Source organism: Mesorhizobium sp. B2-3-13 (assembly GCF_006442195.1).
Classification (GTDB): Bacteria; Pseudomonadota; Alphaproteobacteria; order Rhizobiales; family Rhizobiaceae; genus Mesorhizobium; species Mesorhizobium salmacidum.
In genome coordinates this window covers 120,963-132,642 of the sequence record NZ_VFVQ01000019.1, presented here as the reverse complement: position 1 = coordinate 132,642, position 11,680 = coordinate 120,963, and the positions used below count along the sequence as shown (strand labels likewise).

Below are 11,680 nucleotides of genomic sequence, written 5' to 3'. Positions count from 1 at the left end.
CCCCGCGGCACAAGATGTTCGAAGCCCGGTCCATCCCACTCGCGCCGGCGCACGACCTTGGCATCTGCGGCACCGGTCATCCTCCTCCCCGGCAACCGGAAGCTATTTTTCGTCCGGCATCCGGTACGGCCCCCCGGGCACGCCCCAGCCCCAGGCGGGCATCGGTTCGGTCTCGGGATCGCAGGTCTCGCCGAGATTGGAATTCATCTTGGCCAGCCGCGATCCCCATTCGATGTAGCCCATGAAGGCGGAACGGAATTCGGGATCGTCCGGCAAACCAACCTCATCCGCCGCGTCGGCGAGAAGATTGATCCAGCGGCGGCGCTGCTCCTCGGTCAAATGCTTGCCCAGATGATGTATGACCATTTCGCGATGGCCGCCAAAGTTTTGGCTGTAGGTTTTCGGTCCGCCGAAGACCTCGCCGATGAAGGCGGCGACATGGGCGGGGTGATCCGGCGACATATGTTTGAACACCGGGCCAACGACCGGGTCTTGTGCCACCTTGTCATAGAAGGTTTGCGTCAGCCGGTTCAGCGCCTCGGCGCCGCCGGCCCATTCGTAAAGTGTCGGAACGTCCTGGCTCATTCTTGATCCTTCGCCGGCCCCGCGGCCGCGACGATAGCGGAAACCGGATATGGCTCAACCTGCCTCGATGGGCAGTTTCGACGTCGCCGTGCTCTACAGCCTGGCAGGTGCGTCGGCCTGTGCATTGGCGGCTGGCAGGCCTCGGCAATTGTCGGGCTTGGCAACGGCCTTGCAAATCGTGGAGCCGGTCAACGCGTCGACCGATTGCGGTCCCGTTGTCAGTCCAACCCTGCGCATCATGTCTGCGTCAAGTTGCCCCTCGGCGGAGCGTCGCTCGACCGCGGCGAACAGAGCAGGACCGATCGCCATTTCGTCGAGATACGCCTTGACCACCAGCTTCTGTCCCATCGGATACAGGCTGAGCCGCGCCCGGGGACCGACAAGCCGTCTGGCGCCGCCGGCAAACACGAGCGCACAGACAGAATCGCACTCCGCCCCCGCATCGATGCTCAATCCGGCATAGGCTCCTTCGGTGGCGAGGCAATTCCACACGCCGGGGTCGCAGTCGACGAAATCTGTCCGGGCAACGGCTATGTCGAGCTTTCTTTCATGGACAAGTCGTCCCATTGCGAGAGCACTGGACAGGTCGCCTCCGCGTGAACTGATGACGATAGGCAGTCGCCGATTGCCAAGCGTGGCCAGCAACTGCCGCAGCTTCTGCGGCGTCTGGCCGGTGATCGCACCTTCCGCCGATATCCATTCCGGACAATCGGGGTTGCACAGCGGATTGCTGCCGCGAACCACGACAAAGCGCATGTCCCCGCCGGCCTTCGCGGCGTCCGGTTGAACCGGTACGGCAATCATGGGCTTGAGGGTGGCCGACGGCGTCGTCTTGTTTGCAGATCCAGCTATTTCCCGGCAGTTGGTGGCCGGCTGGCCAAGCCCGCAGAGGCTTGCCGTGGTCAACACATCCACTGCGTCCCGGCTGGTGACCAGCTTCATCGTCAACATGGCGTCGAGCGGAATCTGACGAATCTCGCTGGCCGGCGTAGCCTTCATGATTTCCAGCACGCCGTCGCCTATCCCCATTTCCCTCAGGTACGCCGAAAGCGTCTTCTCGACGGCCCTGCTCATCTCGTAGGTTTTGTAGCTGCCTGCGCTTTTACGGCTGACCACCTTGGTGCTGATGATCTTCTTCTTGCCGTTCACGATCCGGTACGTGGTCCGGTAGAGCAGTTTCTCCCGGTGATATATGGTGGTGATCTGGTGGACGCCGAGATAACCGAAATCTCCGATCACGCGGCGGACACCGCCGGAAAACATCAGCGGACAGGCCGAATTGCACATGGCTCCGTCGTCATGGACTATCCCGAAATAGTCGGCGCTCTTGCCCTTATTGCCCTTGTTGTCCTTGCAGTTCTCAATTTCCGGCTGACAACCGGAAAAAACCGTCATGCCGACGGCGACATCGAGCTTGTTCTTGCGGATCATCCGGCCAAGTGCCAGCGCCGCATCGACATTGCCGCCGGGCGAATTGACGACCACCGGCAATTGCCTTCCCTTGAGCGCCTTGAGCGTGCGTTTGAGGAGCGCCGGCGTGCCCGCGGCGATGGTGCCGTCCGCCGATATCCACTCAGGACAGTTGGGTTCGCATCCCGGAGCGTTGCTGCGCACGACGACGAAGCGCATGGGCGGGATGTCGGGAGGCCCATCCTCCGCTCGCGCTGTCAGAACAGGCAGCAGCATAACGACGACGAGGCAAACCAGTGCCCACAACCGCCATGCCTTCCCATCAAAACAGCGCCTTGGAACCACTGTTGGCAAAGCTCCCTCAGTGCAAGCTATACTAGTTGCAGCCATGGCGCTTGCAACAGGTTTGAACCAACCCTGGCAATACTTGCGCTGCCAAGCGCAAGTAAACGAAAAAGGGCGGCCCGAAGACCGCCCTTTCCTCGATCCGGCAGAGCCGGTCTCGATTATTCCTTGATGGTGACGACGATGCCGGCACCGACGGTGCGGCCGCCTTCACGGATGGCGAAGCGCAGCTTCTCTTCCATGGCGATCGGCACGATCAGCTCGACATCGACCGTGATGTTGTCGCCGGGCATCACCATCTCGGTGCCTTCCGGCAGCGACACGATGCCGGTCACGTCGGTCGTGCGGAAGTAGAACTGCGGACGGTAGTTGGTGAAGAACGGCGTGTGACGGCCACCTTCGTCCTTGGTCAGGATGTAGGCTTCGGCCACGAACTTCTTGTGCGGCTTCACCGTGCCGGGCTTCGCCAGAACCTGGCCGCGCTCGACACCTTCACGGTCGACGCCGCGCAGCAGCGCGCCGATGTTGTCGCCGGCCTGGCCCTGATCGAGCAGCTTGCGGAACATCTCGACGCCCGTGCAGGTCGTCTTGGTCGTCGGACGGATGCCGATGATTTCCAGTTCCTCGCCGACCTTGACCACGCCGCGCTCGACGCGGCCGGTCACGACCGTGCCACGGCCCGAGATTGAGAACACGTCCTCGATCGGCATCAGGAACGGCTTGTCGAGCGGACGAACCGGCGTCGGGATGTAGGCGTCGACCTGAGCCATCAGCTCGCGGATCGCGTCCTCGCCGATCGTCTTGTTCGAATCCTCAAGCGCTGCCAGCGCCGAACCCTTGACGATCGGAATGTCGTCGCCGGGGAATTCGTTCTTCGACAAAAGTTCGCGAACCTCGAGCTCGACCAGTTCGAGCAGCTCGGCGTCGTCGACCTGGTCGACCTTGTTCAGGAACACCACGATCGACGGCACGCCGACCTGACGGGCAAGCAGGATGTGCTCGCGGGTCTGCGGCATCGGGCCGTCGGCGGCCGACACGACCAGGATCGCGCCGTCCATCTGCGCGGCACCGGTGATCATGTTCTTCACATAGTCGGCGTGGCCGGGGCAGTCGACATGCGCGTAGTGGCGGTTGGCCGTCTCGTATTCGACGTGAGCCGTCGAGATCGTGATGCCGCGCGCCTTCTCTTCCGGCGCCGCGTCGATCTGGTCATAGCGCTTGTATTCGCCAAAATACTTGGTGATCGCAGCCGTCAGCGACGTCTTGCCATGGTCGACGTGACCAATCGTGCCGATGTTCACATGAGGCTTAGTGCGCTCGAATTTACCTTTTGCCATAGTCTCTTTCCTTGGACGGCCTGGACCTTCAGTTCAGTCGAATGCGGGGCGATTAGCGAGAAAGGCCAAAAAACACAAGCGTCTTTTGCCCGGACGCCATCTCACTCGGCCAGAACCCATGATCCGATTGCGGGGATATGGCGCTGATATAGGGTCCCGCCGTTGAAAAGGGAATGGGCGAAGGTCCGACGGAACAATCGGAGGATTCCGAGGCCTGCGTATCTGTCGCTGTCGGATCTGCCGGCGGCCCATGGCCCATTGCGGCGGCGATCCGGGTCTGATTTCCTGCGCCGATGCATTTCATCCCGACTGCCATTCGCGGCCCGCTGTTCATGATCGTCTCGACCGGGTCATATCTGGTCAACGACACGATGATGAAGCTCGCCACTGCGGGCTTGCCGTCCTACGAAGTGCTCTTCCTGCGTGGTGCCGCGGCAACGCTGTGGGGCTTTCCGCTGCTGTTTGCGCTCGGCTACGGCAAGCAGATCCCCCTGATCTTCGACAAGCGGGTGCTGCGCAGGAACCTGCTCGAACTGGCGGCGATCCTCTGTTACGTCGTCGCGCTCGCCAACATGCAGATCGCCGATTCCACCGCGCTGGGGCAGATCACGCCGCTGCTGATGCTGGTCGGATCCTCGATCCTGTTTGGCGAGCGCATCGGCGGCCAGCGCATGGCGCTGATCGGGCTGGGCTTCATCGGCGCGCTGATGGTGGCGCAGCCGACCATGCAAGGCATTTCGGTCTACGCCTTGCTGGCGCTAGGCAACGCGACATTCGCCGCCGCCCGCGATCTGGCCGGTCGCAAGATCACCGCCGAAGTGCCAGGAATGATCGTGGCGATCTCGGCGGTCGTCGTGGTCCTGATCGGCGCCGGCGCCGCGCATCTGGTTTCCGAGCGCTGGGTAGCGCCGGAGGCGCACCACCTGCTGCTGATGGCGGGAGCCGGTTTCTTCCTGATCTTCGGCCACTTCTTCATCTTCATGGCCTATCGCGTCGGGCCGACCGGAGCGGTAGCGCCTTTCTACTACTGCTTCACGGTCTGGGCCGTCATTTCGGGCCTGCTGGTGTTCGGGCAATTCCCCAATGCACTGGCGGTCTGCGGCATCCTGCTGGTCGTCTGCAGTGGGTTGACCATCGTGTCGCTGGACCAGCGCAAGCGCCGGCTGGCCGTGGTCGCCTGATCGGCGGGGCGCACCGGCATTGTAGGTTCCAACACCGTGAGTGCAGGCAGCACCAACGGCGGATTATCGCAATTCAGGATTCGGCAGAGCTGGTAATCTGCCGACACGTCTAGATGGTGCGCTTGCCCGCGAACTGATGGTAGGCCCACAACACCACGACGGCACCCACGACCGCGACGATCAGGCTGTAGATGTTGAGGCCGGTGACGCCCGAAGCACCGAAGGCACTGAAGATCAGGCCCCCGACGATGGCACCGACAATGCCGAGCACGATATCCATGATCATGCCCTGACCGGTCTTGTTGACGATCTTGCTGCCGATGAAGCCGGCGATGACGCCGAGAATGATCCAGCTGATGATACCCATTTTTTCCTCTCCATTCCTCCGCCAACCGAACATTTTCATATGAATGTCAAAACCACAAGCCAGGTTGAAATTCCGCCCGATTGCGTCATTGTTGAAGACGGGCCGGGCTTGGCCAGATGGAGGATCCACTATGGGACTTTTTGACAACGCCGTTCCCGGCGGCAACATCACCAAACCGCTGATGATCGCGCTCGGTGCCCTGCTGGTCGGAAAGATGCTGAGCGGCAGAAGTGCCGAACAGCCGGAGCAGCCTCAAGCTCCCGCGCCGGCCGATCCCACACCCGTCGGAACCGCGTCCGGTGACGGCGGCCTGCTCGGCGGACTGGGCGGCCTGCTCGACAAGCTCAAGAACGCCGGCCATGGCAATGTCGCCGACTCCTGGGTCGGCACAGGGCAGAACCAGTCGATCAACGCCAATGAGCTGGGCAACGCGATCGGACCGCAGGTCATTCGCGAGATCTCCCAACGGACAGGGCTCGACGAGCAGGAACTGCTCGAGCAACTATCCGCGGCCCTGCCCGGCATCGTCGACAAGCTGACGCCGAACGGCCAAATGCCGCAACAGCACCAGGTCGCGTCAGCGTTCAACAGCTAGCGCGGCGCACACCGATGCCTGAAGCGCTGCGCGCTTGCCGCGCAGTGTTTCGGCTTGCCGACGGTGTCGCTGGAAACCTGGAGCGGGTAGCGGGAATCGAACCCGCACCAAGAGCTTGGAAGGCTCATGTGATACCATTTCACCATACCCGCGCACGCATGCCCTAGCTATTCGACAAGGTTCCGAAGGTCAAGGAGCCTCTCGCGACCCAGCCGAAATTGCAGGCCAGGCTCGACCTCATTGTCCGATCAACATCTCATGCAAAAGCATAGGAAGCAGAGCCCGAAGGTTGAAAAGTAAGCTAGGTTCAAGGCGGAGGAACGAGAATGGACACCCATCTCTGGTTTGCCTTTGTCGGTACCGTGATCCTGTTGCAGATGCCACCTGGCCCCGACAGCATGCTTGTGATGGCCCGTGGCATCGGGCAAGGGCGTGGCACGGCGCTGTTTACGGTCGTGGGAATGACATTGGGCGCCGGGTTGGTGCAATTGCCTCTAATCGCCCTGGGTGTCTCCTCGCTGTTGCGTGCATCACCACTGGCGTTCGATGCGCTCCGCTGGGCCGGAGCAGCCTATCTGGTCTGGCTGGGCATACGTTTACTGTCCGGGACGAAGGAGGACCTGGAGGTCGATCAGATCAGGCGCGTGGGGCCGCTCGCCGCGATGCGCGAAGGCATGATCGCCAATCTCATAAATCCCTGGCCCATGACCTTCATGATCGCCTTTCTGCCTCAGTTCGTCGATCCGACCCGCGGCTCGGTCTGGCTGCAGATGCTGTTGCTTGGCGCGACCCAGAAACTGACCGGCGTACTGGTTCTGGGAACCTATGCAGTCGCATCCGGCACACTGGGTGAATGGATCATGCGGCGGCCGGGCATCAGGCTTTGGCAGCAACGGATAGCTGGCTGCTGCATCGTCGGTCTTGGCGTCCGGATGGCCGTCGGAGGCGGTAAATAGCACGGACCTTTCAAGAGAGAACAGGATCCGATCCGACATCGGTCTCGAGGCTGCGGCCACGGAACACCAAATGCCAGACATCCACGTTCAGCTGGTCAGGGGGAATGGGCGCGCCAAGGCGGAGGCGGGCGCCGCCCTCTATCGCTACAATGTGGCCAAAACCGGCGTTGACGACCGCGTGCCGATCGGCGCCGTATTGCGCGACACCTCGGGAAACATCCTTGGCGGCCTGTGGGGCAGGACCGAACTCGGCTTGCTGTTCCTCGACATGTTCTTCGTGCCTGAAAGCATTCGGGGCAGATCACATGGCAGCCGCCTGCTCGCTGCCGTGGAAGCGGAAGCGAGGAAGCGCGGTTGCCAACGTGCGGTGGTCGAGACCAGCAGCTTCCAGGCGCCCGGCTTCTATGTCCGCCACGGCTACGAGGAATTTGGCAGGGTTGAGTTCGGCCTTCAGGGCACTGCCCGCATCTTCCTGCGCAAAACCCTCTGATGCTGGCGCAAGAAGCCGCGATACCCCTGATCGGCAGGCATGGTCGCGCGACGAGGGTTGCTCTTGAAAAACCGCAGGATCTTTGCGCCTACGCGTCAGCCACCCCCCCTGTCGCGACCTGTGATCGTCAGCTTATCAAATCGTCTATCCTGATCGGCAAGTCTCGAATGCGCTTGCCCGTGGCATGGTACACGGCGCTCGCCACCGCCGCCGCGGTCCCGACATTGCCGAGCTCCCCCAAGCCTTTGACGCCGGCCGGATTGACGTCCAGGTCGACCTCGGGAACGAGGATGACGTCGACCTGTTTGATGTCGGCGTTGACCGGCACCAGATAGTCCTGCAAATCACGATTGACGTAACGGGCGTTGCGTCGGTCGATTTCCGTCGCCTCGTGAAGGGCTTGGCCGATACCCCAGATCATGCCGCCCATCAGTTGGCTGCGCGCGGTGCGCGTGTTCATGATGCGTCCCGCCGCAAAGGCACCGACCACGCGCGGCACCCGGATTTCGCGTGTGTAGCTGTTGACGCGCACTTCGACGAATTCAGCGCCAAAGGCATATTTCACGGAGTCCTTGTCCTGATCGCCGCCGTGGAACTCGGCTTGCCCGGCATAGAGCTTCTTCAGTGCTTCCGGGGTCGAACCCTTTGGCGCAAACTCGGCGTATTCCTCTATCGCGCCGATCTGCATCGCCTTGAAGACATCCGACAGCTTGGCGGATTTGCCGCCGCTTGCCACGATCTTCTCCTGCTCCATCTCCAGCTTGGCATTGCCGGAACCGGCCAGCGGCCCGTCTCCAGCGACGGCTGCCGCGAAAAGTTTGGCACGCACCGCGTCACAGGCCTTCAGAACCGCCGAGCAGACGCTCGCTGTCGAAATCGAGCCGCCCGAGACCGGTGCCGGCGGCAGGGCGCTGTCGCCCATCTCGACGCTGATCTTTTCCATCCCTATCCCCAGACGTTCGGCGGCCATCTGCCCGGCGACGGTGCGCACACCAGTGCCGATCTCATGCGAGCCGCACTGAACGCGAACTTGTCCATCGGCGGTCAGGCGAACACGGGCCGCGCATGGCGCGCTTGCCGTGGGATAGATTGCGGTCGCGCACCCCATGCCGACCAGCCAATCGCCCTCCCGCATCGATCCGACCGCCGCATTACGCTTCGACCAGCCGAAGGCCTCCGCAGCCTGGTCGTAGCATTTGACCAGCGACCGGCTGGAGAATGGCTTGCCGCCGATAGGCTCTCTTTCAGGCTCGTTGATGCGCCGAAACTCGACGGGATCCATGCCGAGCGCCACAGCCATTTCGTCCATGGCGTTCTCAAGCGCGTAGACGTAGGGCGTCTCCGGCGGTGAGCGCATGTAGCCCGGTGTGTTGCGGTCGGCATGGACGACCGAAACATGAGTGAGCACCGAACCGTAATTGTACATGCGGCCGGTGGCGGACGTGCCGCCGACGACATAAGGGTCAGGGCGTGACGTCACCTCCCAGCCCTCATGTCCGAACGCCGTGATGCGGCCGTCCTTGCTGGCGCCTATGCGAATTCGATGCCTGGTCTCGGCGCGATAGGTCTGGGTGTTGAAGGCCTGCATGCGGCTGACGACGCAGCGTACCGGCCGCCCAACACGACGCGCGGCAACCGCGACAATTGCCGTGCGAGCCGTCATCGGTCCCTTGGAACCAAAGGCGCCCCCGACATAAGGGCTGACAATCCGCACATTGGCAGGGTCGACCTTCAACTGCCGGGCAAGTTCGATTTTCCAGCCGGTGACATTCTGGCTTGGCTCATGGACGATGAGTTGATCGCCTTGCCACATCGCCGTGGTCGAGAACAGTTCGATCGGATTGTGATGCTGGGTCGGCGTGGAGTATTTTTGGTCGATCTTGACGGCAGCGGATGCATAGGCAGCGTCGAAGTCGCCTGCTTTGACATCCTCCTGCAACATCGGGCTTTTGCCGGCCGCCGGTTCCACTTTCACGCCTTTGGAATCGAAGCTGGCGCTGGGCGGTTCGTCTTCGTAGTCGGCGCGGATCAACATCGACGCTTCCTCCGCCGCCTCGAATGTCTCGGCAACGACCAGAGCGATGATCTGGCCGTCGTGGAAAATCGTCTTGTCATGCAGGGGTGCGATAGAGCTCGCACCGGTGTTGCCAAATTTCGGAGTGTCCGTCTGATCCATGTCGCCATAGGTGATGATGTCCAGCACTCCGGGCACGGCCCTGGCGTCATCGGTATGGAGTTTGGAAACCTTGCCCCGAGCGATGCTGCTGGTGGCAAGAGCGCCATAAGCGACATTGGCCGTGGCGATGTCGGCCGGATAGCTGGCTTGTCCGGTAACCTTCAGCCTGCCGTCGATGCGGACAACCGGTTGGCCTTGGTTTTCTTTTGGAACTGGCGCGGCTTGATTCATGGCTCAGACCTTCATGTCACGGGTTTCGAGCAGCGCTCGCACCAGCGTGCGCTTTCCCAGCGGTATCTTGAATGCGTTGTGTTCTCGTGGCCTGGCATCGGCGAATGCGGCTTCGGCCGCAGCTGCCGCGGTCTTGTCGTCGAGGGCATTGCCGCGCAGCGCATCCTCCGCCGCCCTCGCGCGCCACGGCACCGTCGCGACGCCGCCGAGCGCGATGCGCGCTTGCCCGACCGTGTTTCCATCCATCTCCAGCGCAACCGCCGCCGAAGCCAGCGCGAATGCGTAGGATTCGCGGTCGCGTATCTTCAGGTAGCGCGAGCGACGGCTCCATGCGCCAAGCGGAACATCGATGGCGACGATGACTTCATCGGCGGCCAGATCCGTCTCGATGTTGGGCGTGTCACCGGGAAGCCGATGCAGCTCGGCGATCGGGATCTTGCGCTGGCCACGCCGCCCTTCCACTTCAACGACCGCGTCGAGCGCAATCAGCGCCTGCGCGAAATCACCGTGATAGGTAGCGATGCAGGCATCGCTGACGCCGAGCACGGCATGTTGGCGGTTTACCCCTTCCATCGCCGCACAGCCGGAGCCGGGCTCCCGCTTGTTGCACGGCCAGGAGGTTTCGCGAAAATACTCGCACCGCGTTCGCTGCAGGATATTGCCGGCTAGGCTGGCCATATTGCGAAGCTGGCCGCTGGCGGCGAATTTCAGACTGTCGGCAAGGAGCGGGCAGCGGCGCCTGACGTCACTGTTATCGGCTGCCTCACCCATGCGAACCAGCGCACCGAAACGGATGGTGTCGTCGTTCGTTTCGATCTGCCGCAAAGCAGGCTCGGCAAGCTCGTTAAGGTCGAGCAACCGCTCCGGCTGCGCGACACCCAGCTTCATGTAGTCAGCCAGATTGGTGCCGCCGGCGATGAACTGGGTGTTGGCCTGTGTTGGCGCAACATGCCTGTCCTCAAGATGAGACGCTATGGCGATCGCCGCCGAGACGCTCGTTGGTCTTTCATAGAGGAAGGGACGCATCTAGGCTCTCCTGATCTCGTCGCGTGCCTGGATGATCGCCGCAACGATGTTCGGATAGGCCGCGCACCGGCACAGATTGCCGCTCATATATTCGCGGATGTCATCCTCCGAACCGGCATGGCCTTCATCGATGCAACCGATGGCGGACATGATCTGGCCCGGCGTGCAGTAGCCACATTGAAAGGCGTCATGATCGACGAACGCCTGCTGTACCGGGTGCAGTTCGCCGTCGGCCGAAGTCAGGCCTTCGACAGTCGTGACCTCGCGTCCTTGGTTCATGACGGCGAAGCTCAGGCAGGATAGCACCCGCTTCCCATCGACAAGAACGGTGCAGGCGCCGCACTGGCCGTGGTCGCAACCCTTCTTGGTACCAGTCAGACCAACATGATCACGCAGGGCGTCAAGCAGGCTCGTTCGATTGTCGAGTGCTAGGGTGTAGGCCTGCTTGTTGATCCGAAGCGAAATCGTCGACAGGTCGCGCGGTTCGACCGCTCTGGCGGGCGATGGCTCGGCGGCTCTTGTCGAGGTGACCATGAGAGGCACTGCGGCTGCCGCCGTAACAGAACCCGTCATGAAGGTGCGTCTGCTCAGGCCGCTGGGATTTGTGGAATTGGACATGGCTGGCTTTCCGGCTGGCTGGAGTCTCAAGCGGACCAAACTGCTCGTGGGAGGCAAAGTTCCCTCCTCACACCGCTGTGATCGTTTCTTTTGCAGGACGGCCGTGCGGAACTTAAGCCGCAAGGCCGTGGTTGTCCTCGACAGGTTTCCAGGAAGGAGGCGATCATGAGCAATGATCCGAGCGGTCGGCGCAGCGATCGAAATGGTGACGAAGGCCCTGTCTTTTCGGCTGAACAGGCGCGGCAAGGTGAGATCATCCTGCGCACCCGCACACGCCGGATCATCTTCATCGCAGGACTGGTCGGCATCGTGATCCTCATCGCGGTGATCAGATTTGCCGTCCGTTGAGTGGCTTTGGAGCTG

12 protein-coding genes and 1 tRNA gene are annotated in these 11,680 nt (G+C 62.1%); 5 read left to right on the top strand and 8 right to left on the bottom strand.

Annotation, left to right across the window (positions count from 1 at the left end):
* Positions 1–102 precede the first annotated feature (102 nt).
* The 3 genes from FJ941_RS22080 to tuf all read right to left on the bottom strand — a co-directional run bounded on the left by FJ941_RS22080 (position 103) and on the right by tuf (position 3,677).
* A complete protein-coding gene (locus FJ941_RS22080) occupies positions 103–585 on the bottom strand; it encodes a group II truncated hemoglobin (protein WP_140508875.1) in 483 nt (160 codons plus the stop codon).
* Between the two features lie 93 nt (positions 586–678).
* Complete coding sequence (locus FJ941_RS22075; RefSeq protein WP_140508873.1) at positions 679–2,340, bottom strand: hypothetical protein; 1,662 nt, start codon at positions 2,338–2,340, stop codon at positions 679–681.
* A 161-nt stretch (positions 2,341–2,501) separates the two neighbouring features.
* On the bottom strand, positions 2,502–3,677 hold the full coding sequence (gene tuf / locus FJ941_RS22070) for an elongation factor Tu (RefSeq protein ID WP_013895701.1): 1,176 nt from the start codon (positions 3,675–3,677) through the stop codon (positions 2,502–2,504).
* Positions 3,678–3,970: 293 nt separating this feature from the next.
* On the opposite strand from tuf, the gene FJ941_RS22065 reads away from it, so the two are divergent.
* Positions 3,971–4,858, top strand: coding sequence for a DMT family transporter (locus tag FJ941_RS22065; RefSeq protein WP_140508871.1), 888 nt, complete (start codon positions 3,971–3,973; stop codon positions 4,856–4,858).
* Between the two features lie 109 nt (positions 4,859–4,967).
* On the opposite strand, the gene FJ941_RS22060 is transcribed toward FJ941_RS22065, so the two are convergent.
* On the bottom strand, positions 4,968–5,225 hold the full coding sequence (locus FJ941_RS22060; RefSeq protein ID WP_015318000.1) for a GlsB/YeaQ/YmgE family stress response membrane protein: 258 nt from the start codon (positions 5,223–5,225) through the stop codon (positions 4,968–4,970).
* Between the two features lie 130 nt (positions 5,226–5,355).
* On the opposite strand from FJ941_RS22060, the gene FJ941_RS22055 reads away from it, so the two are divergent.
* Entirely contained in the window at positions 5,356–5,820 is a 465-nt protein-coding gene (locus FJ941_RS22055) for a YidB family protein (protein WP_140508869.1), read from the top strand.
* Between the two features lie 78 nt (positions 5,821–5,898).
* Here the strand turns inward: FJ941_RS22055 and FJ941_RS22050 are convergent.
* Positions 5,899–5,972 (bottom strand) — tRNA-Gly (locus tag FJ941_RS22050).
* Positions 5,973–6,146: 174 nt separating this feature from the next.
* On the opposite strand from FJ941_RS22050, the gene FJ941_RS22045 reads away from it, so the two are divergent.
* Positions 6,147–6,776: a LysE family translocator gene (locus FJ941_RS22045; protein WP_140508867.1), complete on the top strand. Its 630-nt coding sequence runs from the start codon at positions 6,147–6,149 to the stop codon at positions 6,774–6,776.
* Between the two features lie 70 nt (positions 6,777–6,846).
* Positions 6,847–7,266 carry a GNAT family N-acetyltransferase gene (locus FJ941_RS22040; protein ID WP_140508865.1) on the top strand — a complete coding sequence of 140 codons (420 nt, stop codon included), beginning with the start codon at positions 6,847–6,849 and terminating at the stop codon, positions 7,264–7,266.
* A 127-nt stretch (positions 7,267–7,393) separates the two neighbouring features.
* Here the strand turns inward: FJ941_RS22040 and FJ941_RS22035 are convergent, their stop codons facing one another.
* Genes FJ941_RS22035 through FJ941_RS22025 form a run of 3 tightly spaced genes read right to left on the bottom strand, consistent with a single transcriptional unit; the run spans position 7,394 to position 11,317 of the window.
* Entirely contained in the window at positions 7,394–9,673 is a 2,280-nt protein-coding gene (locus tag FJ941_RS22035) for a xanthine dehydrogenase family protein molybdopterin-binding subunit (protein WP_140508863.1), read from the bottom strand.
* A 3-nt stretch (positions 9,674–9,676) separates the two neighbouring features.
* Positions 9,677–10,699 (bottom strand): xanthine dehydrogenase family protein subunit M, encoded by a 1,023-nt coding sequence (locus FJ941_RS22030; protein WP_140508861.1) that lies wholly within the window; start codon positions 10,697–10,699, stop codon positions 9,677–9,679.
* Entirely contained in the window at positions 10,700–11,317 is a 618-nt protein-coding gene (locus tag FJ941_RS22025; RefSeq protein ID WP_140508859.1) for a (2Fe-2S)-binding protein, read from the bottom strand.
* A gap of 165 nt (positions 11,318–11,482) precedes the next feature.
* Between FJ941_RS22025 and FJ941_RS22020 the strand changes: the two genes are divergently transcribed.
* Positions 11,483–11,665 (top strand): hypothetical protein, encoded by a 183-nt coding sequence (locus FJ941_RS22020; RefSeq protein ID WP_140508857.1) that lies wholly within the window; start codon positions 11,483–11,485, stop codon positions 11,663–11,665.
* The last annotated feature ends 15 nt before the right edge of the window (positions 11,666–11,680 follow it).